This is a genomic window from Kitasatospora purpeofusca, assembly GCF_034043715.1.
GTDB classification, from domain to species: Bacteria; Actinomycetota; Actinomycetes; order Streptomycetales; family Streptomycetaceae; genus Kitasatospora; species Kitasatospora purpeofusca_A.
Genome location: NZ_JAXCLC010000001.1, coordinates 131,575 through 146,901 on the forward strand (window position 1 = coordinate 131,575; position 15,327 = coordinate 146,901).

The 15,327-nt window shown below is 71.6% G+C and carries 13 protein-coding genes; 7 read left to right on the forward strand and 6 right to left on the reverse strand.

Translation table 11 applies throughout. From position 1 onward, the window contains the following. Positions 1 to 343 precede the first annotated feature (343 nt). Positions 344 to 1,099: a GntR family transcriptional regulator gene (locus tag SM793_RS00640; protein ID WP_320435956.1), complete on the forward strand. Its 756-nt coding sequence runs from the start codon at positions 344 to 346 to the stop codon at positions 1,097 to 1,099. Then, complete coding sequence (locus SM793_RS00645) at positions 1,083 to 1,610, forward strand: GNAT family N-acetyltransferase (RefSeq protein ID WP_320435957.1); 528 nt, start codon at positions 1,083 to 1,085, stop codon at positions 1,608 to 1,610. Before SM793_RS00640 ends, SM793_RS00645 begins: the two co-directional genes overlap by 17 nt. A 339-nt stretch (positions 1,611 to 1,949) precedes the next feature. Here the strand turns inward: SM793_RS00645 and SM793_RS00650 are convergent, their stop codons facing one another. Continuing rightward, positions 1,950 to 2,846 carry a phosphatase PAP2 family protein gene (locus SM793_RS00650; protein ID WP_320435958.1) on the reverse strand — a complete coding sequence of 299 codons (897 nt, stop codon included), beginning with the start codon at positions 2,844 to 2,846 and terminating at the stop codon, positions 1,950 to 1,952. Between the two features lie 396 nt (positions 2,847 to 3,242). Here SM793_RS00650 and SM793_RS00655 point away from each other — a divergent pair, with 396 nt between their 5' ends. Both SM793_RS00655 and SM793_RS00660 read left to right on the forward strand, forming a co-directional pair. Further along, the gene (locus SM793_RS00655) at positions 3,243 to 4,214 is read left to right on the forward strand and encodes a sigma-70 family RNA polymerase sigma factor (RefSeq protein ID WP_320435959.1); all 972 of its coding nucleotides are present in this window, start codon (positions 3,243 to 3,245) and stop codon (positions 4,212 to 4,214) included. 184 nt (positions 4,215 to 4,398) lie between these two features. Further along, a complete protein-coding gene (locus SM793_RS00660; protein WP_320435960.1) occupies positions 4,399 to 4,665 on the forward strand; it encodes a hypothetical protein in 267 nt (88 codons plus the stop codon). A 63-nt stretch (positions 4,666 to 4,728) separates the two neighbouring features. Here the strand turns inward: SM793_RS00660 and mscL are convergent, their stop codons facing one another. From mscL to SM793_RS00680, 4 genes are all read right to left on the reverse strand, one after another. Next, on the reverse strand, positions 4,729 to 5,148 hold the full coding sequence (mscL, locus tag SM793_RS00665) for a large conductance mechanosensitive channel protein MscL (RefSeq protein ID WP_320435961.1): 420 nt from the start codon (positions 5,146 to 5,148) through the stop codon (positions 4,729 to 4,731). Between the two features lie 632 nt (positions 5,149 to 5,780). Continuing rightward, entirely contained in the window at positions 5,781 to 6,107 is a 327-nt protein-coding gene (locus SM793_RS00670) for an FmdB family zinc ribbon protein (protein WP_320435962.1), read from the reverse strand. 114 nt (positions 6,108 to 6,221) lie between these two features. Then, positions 6,222 to 7,556 carry an MFS transporter gene (locus SM793_RS00675; protein ID WP_320436071.1) on the reverse strand — a complete coding sequence of 445 codons (1,335 nt, stop codon included), beginning with the start codon at positions 7,554 to 7,556 and terminating at the stop codon, positions 6,222 to 6,224. 464 nt (positions 7,557 to 8,020) lie between these two features. Beyond that, a complete protein-coding gene (locus tag SM793_RS00680) occupies positions 8,021 to 9,511 on the reverse strand; it encodes a potassium/proton antiporter (protein WP_320435963.1) in 1,491 nt (496 codons plus the stop codon). Positions 9,512 to 9,842: 331 nt separating this feature from the next. Between SM793_RS00680 and SM793_RS00685 the strand changes: the two genes are divergently transcribed. Then, positions 9,843 to 12,563, forward strand: a complete 2,721-nt coding sequence (locus tag SM793_RS00685) for a penicillin acylase family protein (protein ID WP_320435964.1) — start codon at positions 9,843 to 9,845, stop codon at positions 12,561 to 12,563. A gap of 131 nt (positions 12,564 to 12,694) precedes the next feature. On the opposite strand, the gene SM793_RS00690 is transcribed toward SM793_RS00685, so the two are convergent. Beyond that, a complete protein-coding gene (locus SM793_RS00690; protein WP_320436072.1) occupies positions 12,695 to 13,318 on the reverse strand; it encodes a 5-formyltetrahydrofolate cyclo-ligase in 624 nt (207 codons plus the stop codon). A 106-nt stretch (positions 13,319 to 13,424) separates the two neighbouring features. On the opposite strand from SM793_RS00690, the gene SM793_RS00695 reads away from it, so the two are divergent. Both SM793_RS00695 and galU read left to right on the forward strand, forming a co-directional pair. Next, positions 13,425 to 14,234: a GGDEF domain-containing protein gene (locus SM793_RS00695; protein ID WP_320435965.1), complete on the forward strand. Its 810-nt coding sequence runs from the start codon at positions 13,425 to 13,427 to the stop codon at positions 14,232 to 14,234. A 162-nt stretch (positions 14,235 to 14,396) separates the two neighbouring features. Then, on the forward strand, positions 14,397 to 15,317 hold the full coding sequence (galU, locus tag SM793_RS00700; RefSeq protein ID WP_320435966.1) for a UTP--glucose-1-phosphate uridylyltransferase GalU: 921 nt from the start codon (positions 14,397 to 14,399) through the stop codon (positions 15,315 to 15,317). Positions 15,318 to 15,327 lie beyond the last annotated feature (10 nt).

Below are 15,327 nucleotides of genomic sequence, written 5' to 3' on the forward strand. Positions count from 1 at the left end.
GTCACGTCACGAGCAGCCATGACCCCCGACCCGCCACAGACAGCACGGATCGGGGACCAAAGACACTCGTTTTCGATCGACACTCTGTTGAGTTCTCAAGGAACAGCCGCTTCCTTCGGGGGGCTGTCACCCCACCCCTCCGGGCGTATTTGCACAGGTCAGAGCGACCCAAGGATGGGTCAGGGCTTCATTGTCTGCATTGTCTGAACAATGCCGCCCTCGGAGAAGACTGTGGCATTAGTCATGACGCCCCGTCAAGCGCATCGTTCGCATTGACTGGACAATGAGTTCAACCGGGCGGTTTCATGGGGCCATGGCAACCACGCGAGCTGGGCGACCCCCGATGTACCAGCAGATCGCAGACGTCTACCGGCAACGCATCGTGAGCGGAGCCCTCGTCGCGGGCGACCGCCTTCCGACCGAGGCCGAGCTGAGCGAGGAGTTCGAAGTAGGCCGGGGTACCGCGCGACAGGCGCTCGGGATGCTGGTCAATGAAGGGCTGATCGTTTCAGCGCGGCCCCGTGGCTACTTCGTTCGCGAGCGCCAGCCGATGGTCTTCCGGCCGCAGGCCGAGTTCCGCGCTCGGCCGTACTCGGAGGAGATGGACGCCTTCGTCACGGAGCACTCAGCGGATGGGCGGAAGGCCAGCCAGCGCATCGACGTCAGCATCATGGAGCCGCCGGCCAGTGTCGCCAAGCGCCTGACCCTGGAGCCCGGAGCGCTCACAGCGGTGCGGCAGCGGGTCCGCTGGCTGGATGGTGAGCCGTTCAATCTGAACGACTCCTACTTCCCGCTGAGCATCGTGCAGGAATCCGAGATCATGCGTCCCGCAGACATCGTCCGTGGCGCCAACGAGGTGCTCGCCGAGCTGGGGCACCTCCAGGTTCGGGCCATCGACGAGCTTTACGTGAGGATGCCGACCCCGGAGGAGGCCAAGCGCCTTGAACTAGGCGCCGGAACGCCGGTGGCGGAGCACGTTCGCACCGGATACACAGCTGAGGGCCTGCCCGTTCGGGTGGCTGTTTCGATCCTGCCGGGCGACCGGCACGTGATCACCTACGAGCAGGAACGAGAGCCGCAGGATGCCGACGCAAGCTGACCTGGAAATCCGCTCCGCTCGACGAGATCAGCTCGGGGACGTCGAGGCGCTGCTGATCGAGGCGAGCGAATGGCTTGCCTCAAGGGGGAGTGATCAGTGGCAGTTCCCGCCTCGGCGAGAGCGGCTCATCAACTCGATGGAACGCGGGGAGTGCTTCCTGGCTTACTGTGACGGCGAGCCCATCGCGACCCTCACCGTGGACGAGCAGGCAGACCCGGAGTTCTGGGAGCCCGGGGATCGGCCCGATGAGGCGTTGTACGTCCATCGCATGACGGTGTCACGCAAGGCAGCGGGCCGAGACGTAGGCGCGGTCCTCCTTGGCTGGGCCGTCGACCGCGCAGCGGCTGCGGGTAAGCGGTTCCTTCGACTTGACGCCTGGAAGACGAACCTTGGCCTCCATCGCTACTACCTCGATCAGGGCTTCGCCTTGGTCAGGGTGGTAGACCTGCCGCATCGGTCGTCGGGCGCTCTCTTCGAGCGGGCCGTTCGCGGCCGTCGCGAGGGGCGATAGGCCGGGTCGTTCTCGAGGGCCTGGCCGCTTCACGAGCCCCAGCAGTCGTCGCGGCTCGTGCCACATCCGTGCCAGGACGGGCGGGGAATCACAGGGAATGGCGGGCGGAGGCGGTGAAAACTGGGGCGAGGCAGCAGAGCTGCTGTCGCCCAGGTCAGGGCAGGTCGGCGACACCTGTGCTCCTAAAGCCGGTGTCGCAGGTTCGAATCCTGCCTGGGGCACAGCGCCGGTTCCGGCGGACGACGTAGTGCGCGGGCCCCCTCGGTTTCGACCGAGGGGGCCCGCGGTGTTCCCGGGTGAGCGGTGGTCGGGGCGGTCGGTCGGCGGTGCGGAAGGTCCTCAGCGCAGGAGGCCGTCGGGCCGGTCGGGGACGGGGTCGGTGGCGGGTCCGGCCGCGGGGTCGTCCGGGGCGTCGGCCGGGGCGTCGTCGGAGGGGCCGTCCGGGAGGTCCTCCGCGAGGTCCTCCGAGGGGTCGGTGCCGCGGGGCGGGCGGTCGGAGGAGACGAGGACCCGTTGGACGCGGGGCCGGGTGCGCCAGTCCACCCGGCGGAAGTCGCGGGCGAGGGCGCCGGGGCGGGCGAGTTCGACGATGACGGTGACGGCGCCGAGGACGATGCCGGCGGCGAGCCAGCCGGCCAGGACGTCGGTGGTCCAGTGGAGGCCGAGGAAGACCCGGGAGGCACCGATCGCGAGGACGGTCAGTGCGGCGGTCGTGCAGGCGGTGGTCCGGCCGGCGCGGCGGGCCCGGGGCCAGAGCAGGCCGACCAGCACCGCACAGGTGATCGCGGAGGCCATCGCGTGTCCGGAGGGGAAGGCGGGGCCGTCGGCGTGCGAGACCGGGTCGGAGAAGGCCGGACGGTGGCGGCCGAACGAGAGCTTCAGCACCCACTGGCCGCCCCAGCCGATCAGGGTCTGGGCCGCCACCCAGCCGGCCAGGGTCCGGGCGCCGATCAGGCAGAGCCAGAGCGCGACCGCGCCGAGGACGCCGCGCATCGCGATCGTCCCGCCGATGTTGGAGAACATCTGTACCGAGGCGGTCCACACGGTGTGATCGGCCGCGTAGCGGTGCAGATCGCCGGTCAGTTCGCGGTCGAGCCGGGCGAGCGGGCTCCAGCCGGTCTGCACCAGGGCCGCGAGGGCGGCGAACAGTCCGGCGCAACAGACCGCGAGTGCCGCGTGCCGAAGCAGGTGGCGATCACGCGCGGTGATGGTGGGCGAGCTGTTGGTCAGGTGCATGGCTGTCACCTTCCCAGCCGCCTGTGCCGAGCGCGCGCTGCGGTGATAGCGATTTGGCATCTTTTGTGCGGAGGACCTGCGTGCGCCGGTGCGGCGGCGCAAGTCCGCGCGGGAACGCGCCCGGCGCCGGCGGGGTTGTGCCCGGCGGGGGCCGTGCGTGGGTGTGCCGGAACGGTCTCCGAAATGGCACCCGTGGTGCCCGGGTGCTCACCCTCCGTTCAGAATCGGGGGTAAATCTCGCAGGATACTGCATCGCTGGAAGAATCTGAGCGACTTGGGAATGTTGTCCGGAATCTGTTCGTTGGATCGTTACGTGTGAGCCCCTCGGGGCCCGCACATCGTGCCCTCCTGGGGGCAGGCAGCCAGAGCTCGGCAACACCAGCAAAGGGAGCAAGCATGGCCACCCGTGCCGTCGTTCGCGACAGGGCCGACCGGACTCGCGCGGCCCGCCCGACCAACTTCGAGGCCGACCGCGACCTGGTCGGTATGTACCTCGACGAGATCGCCAGGACACCCCTGCTCGATGCCGCCGAAGAGGTCGAGCTCTCGCTGCGGATCGAGGCCGGCGTGTACGCCCGGCATCTGCTGGACGAGGGCGGGCTCCCCGAGGGTGTGCGACGCGAGGAGCTGGAGGCGATAGCCGAGGACGCCGAGCGCGCCAAGGACGTATTCATCCGGTCGAACCTCCGTCTGGTGGTCGCCGTCGCCCGGCGCTACCCGCGCAGCGGCCTGCCCCTGCTGGACCTCATCCAGGAAGGCAACGCCGGCCTGGTCCGCGCGGTCGAGAAGTTCGACTACGCCAAGGGCTTCAAGTTCTCCACCTACGCGACGTGGTGGATCCGCCAGGCCATCACCCGGTCGATCGCCGACCAGTCGCGCACCATCCGGCTGCCCGTCCACCTGGTCGAGGAGCTGGGCCGGATCCGGCGGGTGCAGCGGGAGAAGTCGAAGGAGCTCGGCCGGGAGCCCGAGCCGGCCGAGATCGCGGCCGAGCTCGACACCACCGAGACCCGGATCAAGGACGTGCTGGACTGGGCGCGCGACCCGGTCAGCCTCAACATGGCGGTCGACGACGAGGGCGAGACCCAGTTCGGCGACCTGGTCGAGGACACCGGGGCGACCTCCCCCGAGGACGCCGTGATGGTCATGCTCCGCCGTGAGGAGCTGGACGGCCTGATCGGGCGGCTGGACGATCGGACGGCGTCGATCATCCGCTCCCGGTACGGCATGGAGGACGGCCGCGAGCGCACCCTCACCGAGGTGGGCAAGCAGCACGGGCTGACGCGTGAGCGGATCCGCCAGATCGAGAAGCACGCGCTGGCCGAGCTGAAGAAGATCGCCGACCATGCGGGCTTCGAGGCCGCCTAGCGGAGGTGTACGCGGACGTGGCGCGGGCGGGGCGGCGCCTGCGCGGACGGGTACGGCCCGGTGGGTCCGGTGCGGAGTGGTCCGCGCCGGGCCCGCCGTCGTCCCGCCGCGGCCCTGGGGCCTTCTAGGCTTGGTGGGCAGGAGTGGACGGTGGCGGGGGACGGCGAGAGTGGTGGAGAAGACGATGGCGAAGGACACGACGGGCGGCCGGCCGGGCACGGGGCCCGGCAGGGAGTCCGGAACGGGGAGCGAGCCGGATCCGGCCGCCCCGAAGGCGCAGCCCGGCGCGGACGCGGCGGCGAAGGCCCGGCTGATCTTCGGTGACCCGCTGGACCGGCAGTCCCGGGACGACACCGACACAGGGTGGGGCGACCGCCCCGGGGCCGGGGAGAGCGGTGGACGGGGGCTGGACTGGTACCTGAGCCAGCGCCCGCCGCACCACGGGGACTGACCCACCACGGGGACGGGCCGGAGGATGACGGGAGACCGCCGGGCCGGGCCCCGTTGGGGGGATTCAGACGGCGCGGGTGACCAGGGCGTCGCGGATCTCGGTGAGCAGCATGACCTCCTTGGCCTCGGCCTCCGCCTGGACCTCGGCCAGGGTCTTGCGGCGGGCGGTGAACCTGGTCATCGGCAGGATGAGGAAGAAGTAGACGACGGCGGCCGTGATCAGGAACTGCAGGGCCGCGCTGAGCACGCTGCCCCAGAGGATGAGGATTCCGGACGTGACCTCACCGGTGGCGGTCACCTCGCAGGGCCCCTTGATGCAGGAGCTGTAGGACGCGAGGTCCTTGGCCCCGAACGCGCCGACGATCGGATTGATCACGCCTTTGACGAAGGCGTTGACGATGCTGGTGAAGGCCGCACCGATGACCACGGCGACGGCCAGGTCGACGACGTTTCCGCGCAGCAGGAATTCCTTGAAGCCCTTCATGCCGCGTGAACGACGAAGTCGTTCGCCGGTTACGGGTGATTTCCTCCCCCCTCCGCCGGACAACCCGTTCGGCCGACGGGCGGTGCCGCTCCCGGCGTGCGCGGGTCCGCCCAGGCCGGTCCGAGGGCGAGTGCGGCCGCCACCGCGAAGAGCAGCACGGCCGGTACCCGTGGGCCGGATCTCAGCAGCTGTCGGAGCCGGCCGCGCAGACCGGCCCGGCCCCCGATCGGCGGGAACGAGGGCACCGGCTGCCGGGGCGGAACGGTCGGCGCGGGGAGCGGCGGGATCGGCAGCGGACGGGGCGACAGGGCGGGCGAAGCGGTACTCACGGGCACCTCCACGGTCGGGCTCGGGCTTGCGGTGCCCACTCTGGGCCGATCGCGCGACCACCGGGACTCCCTTTCCCGAACCTGTGGACAACCCGGGCCTGTGGACAGCGGGACTCACCCGCAGGGGTGAACCGACCCGCCGGCACTGACAGGAACCGCCCCGAGAAGCCCCGCCCCGCCCCGCCCCCCGGAAGACCCACCCCCGGAAAACCCGCCGCAGAGCGCGCGAAAGGCCCGCCGCACCCGTGGAGAACGGGAACGGCGGGCCTTTCGGGAAAGCTGGTGCTGTGGCCCGGCCGAAGGTCAGCCGGCTGCCGGAGCGGGGCTGGCGGCGGGAGCCGAGGACCCCGACGAACCCGAGGAGCCCGACGAGGACGAGCCCGACGAGGAGCCCGAGGACGGCGTCGACGAAGGGGACGACGACGAGCCGGAGCCCACCGCGCTGCTGGAGGAGGAGCGGCTGTCGGTCCGGTAGAACCCGGAGCCCTTGAAGACGACACCCACCGCCGAGAAGACCTTGCGGAGTCGTCCCTGGCAGTCGGGGCACGTGGTCAGCGGCTCGTCGGTGAACTTCTGCACCGCCTCCAGGCCGTTGCCGCACTCGGTGCACTGGTACTGGTACGTGGGCACTTGTCTTCCTCCTGGCACTCTCGCCTGATGAGTGCTAACGATGCTCAATGATGCGGCATTCCGATGGATCAGTCCAGCGACTCGAATGTGAGATGAGTCGGTTCCGGCCCCGGATCAGCCCTTGACGGCCCCCACCAGCCCGGCGGGCGTACCGCGCTCCACCGAGCCGGTGACCACCGTGCTGCGCGTTCCGGCCGGCACCAGCAGCGCCCGCAGGGACACCAGGGCGATCAGGCCGAGACCGGCACCGGCCACCGGCACCAGGAAGCCGACCGTCGGGCCCTGCGCGTCGATCAGCCGCCCGGCCGCCGTCGCGCCGGTCGCCAGGCCCAGGCCGATCGCACCGGTGAGCCAGGTGAAGGCCTCGGTCTTGGCGCCGTCCTCGACCAGCGTCTCGACCAGGGTGTAGCCGCTGATCAGGGTCGGTGCGATGGCCAGGCCGCAGACCAGCCCGGCGATCGACAGCGAGACCAGGTCGGGCATCAGCCACAGGGTCGAGCAGCCCAGCACCAGCAGGCCGTAGCTCATGACCATCCGCTGCTGGACCGACCGCCGCCAGGCGATCATGCCGTACAGCACGCCGGCCAGCATCGAGCCGCCGGCGAAGATCCCGTAGACGGCGCCGGCGGCGCCCGGCCGGCCGACCGATTCGGCGAAGGCGTTCACCGAGACCTGCAGGCCGCCGAAGACGGCGCCCACGCCCAGGAAGGTGCCGGCCAGCAGCCGGACGCCGGGGGAGGCGAGGGCCGAGGCCTGCCGGACGCCGGGCCGGCGCACCACTCGGGCGGGCGCGGTGCGCCGCTGGGCCGCGAAGGCCAGACCGCCGACCAGGGTCAGCGCGGCCTCGGCGATCAGCCCGGTCGAGGGGTTGACCGAGGTGGCCACGGCGGCGGCCAGGATCGGGCCGACGACGAAGGTGAACTCGTCGGTCACGGACTCGAAGGCGAAGGCGGTGCCCACCTTGGCGGCCGAGGACGCGGAGGCGCCCTCGGCGGTGAAGGTGGAGATCCAGCGGGCGCGCACCATCGCGCCGATCTGCGGGACGCTCGCACCGGCCGGGGCGGCGGCCAGGAACAGGCTCCAGGCCGGCGCGTGCCCGAGGGCGAGCGCGATCAGCGCGCCGACCGAGGCCGCGTGCACCAGGACGGTCGGGACGAGCACGGCGGCCTGGCCGTACCGGTCCGCGAGCCGCCCGGTCTGCGGGCCGATCAGGGCCTGGGCGACGGCGGCGACCGCCGCGACCGTGCTGGCGGTGCCGTACGAGCCGTGGGTGTCCTTGACCAGCAGCAGGATTCCCATGCTGAGCATCGCGTAGGGCAGCCGCGCGAGGAGCGCGGGGGTCAGGAACGTCCAGGCCCCGGGGGTGCGCAGCAGAGTCCCGTAGCCGACCCGGTCCGGCGCGGCGGCGCTCGCGGGGTCCGCGCTGCTCGCGGCGTCCGCGGCGCCCATGGCGTCCACGCTGCTCATCGCGTCCACGCTGCTCATCGCGTCCGCGCTGCTCATCGCGTCCGCGCTGCCCATGGCATCTGCGGCGCCCGCGGCGCCTCCGGGGTGGCCGGGGTTCCCGGCGGTGCCGGTGTTCTGGGCGTCCTCGACGCTCTCGACCGTTCGGCGGGCCGTCACGGTCGGTCCTTCCTGCTGCCTGGTAGCGCGGCAGGGCATGGGGTGGCCCGACGGCGCCGAGAGTCGTCCTCTCGCGCGTCGACCGGGGTAGTTACCGGGCCGGTCCGGCGGTGGGCCGGGGCCGGGCCGCGGCCGCCGAGCGGTCGCGCCAACTCTGCTTCAGGCAGATGCTGGGGTGTGGTGTGTCAGCAAACAATAGTTATACGCGCGTAGATGTCGCGCTGGACTCGACACTACAGGACGGATCCAAAGTTGTCCTGTTAAGTCAAGGTGAACTCCGCGTGAGACCTTCAGCTCCCGCGTCCGTGCAGCCAGTCGGCCAGCTTGCCGCCCTTGTCCACGGCCCGCAGCCGCCGCTCGGCCGCCTCGCCCACCTCGTCCGTGGTCACGACCAGCAGCTCGTCCCCGCCGCGCAGCACGGTCGTCCGGTCGGGCACGAAACTGCTCCCCTCCCGCACCACCAGGGTGACCGCCGCCCCGGTCGGCAGCCGCAGCTCGCCGATCTCCACACCGGACATCCGGGAGTCCGGCGCCAGCGCGACCGACAGCAGGTGCCCGTGCAGCTTCTCCAGCGGCGCCGACTCGATGCCGAGGTCCTGCCCCATCGAGCCGTCGCCGATCCGCAGGCCCTTGGCGACCCAGGGCAGTGTCGGCCCCTGCAGCAGGGTGAAGACCACGACCAGGATGAAGACGATGTTGAAGACTTCCTGGGCCATCGGCGCGCCGGACACCATCGGGATGGTGGCCAGCACGATGGGCACCGCCCCGCGCAGGCCGGCCCAGCTGAGCAGGGCCTGCTCGCGCAGCGGCAGCCGGAACGGGGTGAGGGTGAGCACCACCGAGAGCGGCCTGGCGACGAAGACCAGCACCGCGCCGATCACCAGGGCCGGCACCACGGCCGAGCCCATCGACTCGGGGGCGCAGAGCAGGCCGAGCAGCACGAACATGCCGATCTGCCCGATCCAGGCCAGGCCGTCGGCGAAGCCCCGGACGGCCGGGCCGTGCGGCAGCTTGGAGTTGCCGAGGATCACCGCGGTGACGTAGACGGCGAGGAAGCCGGAGCCGTGCAGCAGCGCGCCGCCGGCGTAGGCGAGCACGGTGAGGGCCAGTACCGCGATCGGGTAGAGGCCGGAGGACGGCAGGGCGACGCGCTTGACGCCGTATGCGCCGAGCCTGCCGACCGCGACGCCGACGGCCAGGCCGATCGCCAGCTCGGCGAGGATCGTGCCGATCAGGACGTACCACGGGTCCGGCTCGCCGACGGCGGCGAAGGCGACGACCAGGATGACCACCGGCGCGTCGTTGAAGCCGGACTCGGCCTCCAGCAGGCCGGTCAGCCGGCGCGGCAGCGGGACCGTTCGCAGTACCGAGAAGACGGCCGCGGCGTCCGTGGACGAGACGATCGCGCCGAGCAGCAGCGAGGTGCGCCAGTCCAGGCCGACCAGCCAGTGCGCCCCGGCCGCGGTGACGAAGACGCTGACGGCGACGCCGGCGGTGGCGAGCACGGTGGCGGCCCCCATCACGGGTCTGGCCTCGCGCCAGTTGGTCTTGAGGCCGCCCTCGGCCAGGATCACCACCAGCGCCGCGTAGCCGAGCACCTGGGTGAGTTCGGCATTGTCGAAGGAGATGCCGAGGCCGTTCTGACCGAGCGCCACCCCGATGCCGAGGTAGATCAGCAGGCTGGGCAGGCCCGATTTCGTGGAGACGCGCACGGCGACCACCGCGACCAGCAGGATCACGGAGAACTCGAGCAGCAGCTGGTTCAGGTGGTCGACATTCACGCAGGGGCACCTCGGACGTGGCGGGGGCGGACGGGGTCCCGACAGGGGTGGCGACCGGGGGCGCCAATTACTCCCCTTGCGGATCGTTACTCAGTCTAACATTTTGCCATACCTTTAGGTTCACCGGCCACGCGTTCCCTCGGCCCGCGCTTCCGGCCTCCTTCCGGTCTCCTTCTGACAGCCTCCTGACCTCCTCCTGACCTCGTCCGATCCCACCGTGAGCGTCCCCCGTGCACGGCCGCCCGGCGAGTCGGCCTAATGTGGTGCCCTGTCACGGCCCAGTGCCCTTGACATGTCCGCCCGCCCCCCAGTGAGGACCGCAAGGACCCAGATGCCCCGCTCGAAAAAGTTCCGGCGCGCCCGTCTGATCGTGATCGTGCTGGTCGTACTGCTGGTGGCCGGCGCCGGCTACGGCGGCTACCGGGGGGTGGCCGCGGTCCGCGCGTCCTTCCCGGAGGTCGACGGCAGCGTCAAGGTCGCGGGCCTGAGCGCGCCGGTCGACGTGAAGCGGGATGCCAACGGCATCCCCCAGCTCTACGCCGACACCTCCGAGGACCTCTTCCGGGCCCAGGGCTACGTCCAGGCCCAGGACCGGTTCTGGGAGATGGACGTCCGGCGGCACATCACCGCGGGCCGGCTCTCCGAGATGTTCGGCGACAGCCAGGTCGACACCGACTCCATGATCCGCACCATGGGCTGGCGCCAGGTGGCCCAGAAGGAGTTCGACACCGTCCTCGGTGCCGAGACCAAGAAGAACCTCCAGGCCTACGCGGAGGGGGTCAACGTCTGGCTCGCCGAGCACCCGGGCGGCTCCGCCGCCTCGGTGGAGTACGGCGTGCTCGGCGTCGTCAACGGCGACTACAAGCCCGAGCAGTGGGCCCCGGTCGACTCGGTGGCCTGGCTCAAGGCGATGGCCTGGGACCTCTCCGGGAACCTCCAGGAGGAGATCGACCGCTCGCTGCTGGCCCAGGACTTCAGCCCGGAGAAGATCGCCGAGCTGTACCCGGACTACCCGTACGCGCGCAACGGCACGATCGTGAAGACCGGCACCGTCAACGGCACCTCCTACAAGCCGGCCGACGGCTCGGCCCCGGCCGCCCAGGGGACCGCCGCCGGCACCGCCCAGGGCGCCGCCGCCAGCACGGCGCTGTTGAAGGGCGTGACCGACCGGATCGACGCGCTGCCCGAGCTGCTCGGCCGCAACGGCCAGGGCATCGGCTCCAACTCCTGGGTGGTGGCCGGCAGCCACACCACCACCGGCAAGCCGCTGCTGGCCAACGACCCGCACCTCGGCCCCGGCCTGCCCTCGGTCTGGTACCAGATGGGCCTGCACTGCCGGACGGTCTCCCCGACCTGCCAGTACGACGTCTCGGGATTCACCTTCGCCGGCATGCCCGGTGTGGTCATCGGCCACAACAAGGACATCGCCTGGGGCTTCACCAACCTCGGCGCCGACGTCACCGACCTCTTCCTGGAGAAGGTGACCGGCCCCGAGACCTACCTGGTCGACGGCAAGGAGAAGAAGTTCGAGCTCCGCAAGGAGACCATCAAGGTCGCCGGGGGCGAGGACCGCACCATCACCGTCCGCACCACCGAGACCGGCGCCCCGCTGATCTCCGACCCGAGTACCGAGCAGCAGAACGTCGGCAAGTACGCGCCCAACGGCGCCTCCGCCCCGGACCGCGGCACCGGCGGCTACGGCGTCGCCCTGCAGTGGACCGCGCTGATCCCGGGCCGCACCATGGACGCCGTCTTCGCGCTCGACCGGGCGAAGAACTGGGAGGACTTCCAGAAGGCCGCCGCCGACTTCACCGTCCCGTCCCAGAACCTCGTCTACGCCGACGCCAAGAACATCGGCTACCAGGCCCCGGGGTACATCCCGGTGCGCGGCAAGGGCGACGGCCGCTACCCGGCGCCGGGCTGGGACTCCGCCTACCAGTGGAAGAAGGACCCGGTCCCGTTCAGTGCCATGCCCTGGAGCCTCAACCCGAGCAGCGGCTACATCGTCACCGCCAACCAGGCCGTGGTCGACCCGGGCTACAAGCCCGCGCTGACCACCGACTGGGAGTACGGCACCCGGGCCAAGGAGATCACCGACCAGCTGGAGGCCCGGCTGAAGAACAACGGCAAGATCTCGCCGGACGACATGCAGGACATGCAGCTCGACAACACCAGCATCCTGGCCAAGACCCTGGTCCCGATGCTGCTCAAGGTCGAGGTCGACGACCCCTACGTGCGCGAGGCGCAGGACCTGCTGAAGGACTGGAACTTCCACCAGGACGCCGACTCGGCCGCCGCCGCCTACTACAACGGCGTCTGGCGCCAGTTGCTCACCCTCGCCTTCGGCCAGAAGTTCCCGGCCGACCTGCGGGCCGAGGAGAACTGCCTGCTGGTCCGCCAGCAGATCGACCCGACCAGGCCGGACAGCAAGTCGAAGATCGTCACCGAGTGCGGCACCCGTGACCCGGGCAAGGCCCAGCCGGACGGCGGCGACCGCTGGAACGAGGTCGTCCGGCAGCAGCTGGAGAAGCCCGACAGCGGCTGGTGGACGTACATCGACTCCCAGCACAAGGAGCAGAAGGGCCTGGACAACCTGCTGCGCGAGGCGATGACCAACGCCCGCCAGGAGCTCACCTCGCTGCTCACCAAGGACATCACCACCTGGAGCTGGGGCCGGCTGCACAAGCTGGAGCTGCGGGAGCGCACCATGGGCTCGGACAACTCCTCGATCGCCTCGGGCGTCGTCCACCAGCTGCTCAACCGGGGCCCCTACCGGCTCTCCGGCGGTTCGGCGGCGGTCGACGCGGCGGGCTGGAACGCGGCCGCCGGGTACCAGGTCGACTGGATCCCCTCGATGCGCATGGTGGTCGACCTGAACGACCTCGACGCCTCGCGCTGGATCATCGTCGGTGGTGCCTCCGGGCACGCCTTCCACGAGAACTACAACGACCAGACCGACCTCTGGCTCAAGGGCAAGCTGCTGAGCTGGTCCTTCTCGCCGGACGCGGTCGAGAGGGCGACCAAGCACAAGCTGACGCTGACCGCGGGCTGACGCCCGCCCGCCGTCGAAGGCCCCGCGCCCCCGGATCCGTCCGGAGGCGCGGGGCCTTCTGTCGTGCCTTCCGCTGTGCCTGCTGCCGTGCCTTCCGCCGTGCCCTTCGCTGTCGCGCCGTCCGTCGCGCCTCACCCCAGCCGGTGGGCGCCGGAGGGGGTCAGCGCGAGGTCCACCGGCCGGTCGTGCGGCTCGGCCGGCACCCGCTCCAGCAACTCGTGCTCGTACAGCAGCACCGCCAGCACCGGCCGTGCCCCGGCCCGCTCCAGCCGGGCCAGCACCCGGTCGTACGAGCCGCCGCCCCGCCCCAGCCGCAGCCCCCGCCGGTCCACCGCCAGCCCCGGCAGCAGCACCAGCCCGGCCCTGGTCACCGCCTCGGGGCCGAGCCGCCCGCCGACCGGTTCCAGCAGGCCGCGCCCGGCCGGGGCCAGCGCCGCCGGCCCCGTGTACTCCGCCCAGTCCAGGTCGTTGTCGGCCAGCAGGACCGGCAGCAGCACCCGCAGCCCGCGCGCCCGCAGCGCGTCCAGCAGCGGGCGGGTGCCCGGCTCGGCGCCCACCGAGACGTACGCCGCCACCGTGGCCGCCGCTCCCGTCCCCGCTTCCGTCCCCACCCCCGGCTCCCCGGCCGGTACGGCGGCCGCCAGCGCGCCGGCGTGCCCGGCCAGCGCCTCGGCGGCCCGCTCCCGCTCCTCGGCCGGAAGTGCCCGCCGCTCGGACAGCAGCCGTGTCCTCAGCGCGCCCTTCTCGTTGTGCATGGGATGGTCCACCGTTCCTCCATCGCTCCGACCACGACCGCTCTGGACCCCTGACGCCTGTGCGACCGGGCCGCCCAGAGCCTGACACGCGGAAGGCAGCCCCCCGATGTCCACCCCGCTGCTGGTCCAGGCCCTGGCCGCGCTGAGTGCCCCCGCGCTGGCCGGCGCCGCCGTCCTCGGCGTCCGGCTGCGGCGCGGCGCGGCCAGCGCGGCCCGGCGCGAGACCGGGCTGCGCGAGCGCCTCGCCGAACTGGAGGAGCGCTGCGCCGAGCTGGAGCGCACCGCCTCCTGCGACCCGGTCACCGGCGTCTGGAACTACCGGCACCTCCAGCTCACCCTGGACCGGGAGATCGACCGGGCCCGCCGGGCCGAGCAGCACGAACCGCAGGACGGTCCGCGTCCGCTGGCCGTCCTGCTGCTGGAGATCAACGGCTTCGACGCGGTGGTCGCCGAGCACGGCCGGGCCCGGGCCGGGACGGTGCTGCGCGACCTCGCCCAGCGGCTCGGCATGGAGATCCGCCGCTCCGACACCCTGGGCCGGTACAGCGGCGAGGAGTTCCTGGTGGTGCTGCCGGACACCGGGGCCGAGGGCGCGGCCCAGGTCGCCGACCGCCTGGTCTGGTCGGTCCGCCGCCATCTGCTGCTGGACTGGTCCTCCGGCGAGCGGGCGGACCGCCGCCCGCACGGCAACGGGCTCACCGCCGCGATCGGCCTGGCGGTGCTGCCGGAGGACGGCGCCCACGCCGCCGTCCTGCTGCGGTCCGCCGACCGGGCGCTCGCCGCCGCCCGCGCGGCCGGCGGCGACTGCTGGCGCCCGGCCGCCCCGGCGGCCCTTTCCGGAAACGCCCCGGTGACCGGGGCGGCGGTCGTTTCCCCGCAGTCGGACGGAGTCTTCGCAGCCGAACGTGATCGTTAGGGAAAGCCGGGTAACCTGTCGCCCTGTGTCGGAGGGGACCCCCTCGCCCCCGCCCGGCACGTCCCCCTTGCCTGCCATCGCGGCCGGGCCGGCGACATGCTGCCCAAGCATCGGTCAACTGCGCCCGGTCAGGCGAAATACGTGCCTTAGTAAGGTAAACGCATGACGACGACCAACTCCCGTATCCCGGTCACCAAGGCAGTGGTCCCCGCGGCCGGTCTGGGTACCCGATTCCTGCCGGCCACCAAGGCCACTCCGAAGGAGATGCTGCCCGTCGTCGACAAGCCGGCGATCCAGTACGTCGTCGAGGAGGCGGCCTCCGCGGGCCTGTCCGACATACTGATGGTCACCGGCCGCAACAAGCGCGCCCTCGAGGACCACTTCGACCGCGCCTACGAGCTGGAGGAGCTGCTCGCCCGCAAGGGCGACCAGGACCGTCTCCGCCGGGTCCGCGAGTCCGTCGACCTCGCCAACATGCACTACGTCCGCCAGGGCGACCCCAAGGGCCTCGGCCACGCCGTCTCGGTCGCCGAGCAGCACGTCGCCGGCCAGCCCTTCGCCGTCCTCCTCGGTGACGACCTGATCGACCCGCGCGACCCGCTGCTGGCCCGCATGATCGAGGTCCAGCAGGAGCTCGGCGGCTCGGTCGTCGCGCTGATGGAGGTCGACGCCTCCCAGATCCACCTGTACGGCTGCGCCGCCGTCAAGCCGAGCACCTTCGGCGACGACGTCTTCCAGGTGACCGACCTGGTCGAGAAGCCGGAGACCGCCGAGGCCCCGTCGAACTACGCCGTCATCGGCCGGTACGTGCTCGACCCGTCCGTCTTCGACGTGCTGCGGGACACCCCGCCCGGCCGCGGCGGCGAGATCCAGCTCACCGACGCCCTTCGTGAACTGACCACCCGCCCCGCCGACACCGGCGGCCAGGTCCACGGTGTGCTCTTCAAGGGCCGCCGCTACGACACCGGTGACCGCTCGGACTACCTGCGCGCTATCGTCCGTCTCGCCTCGGAGCGCGAGGACCTCGGCCCGGAGTTCCGCACCTGGCTGCGCGAGTTCGTCGCCTCCGAGCTGCAGGACTGACACACCGACA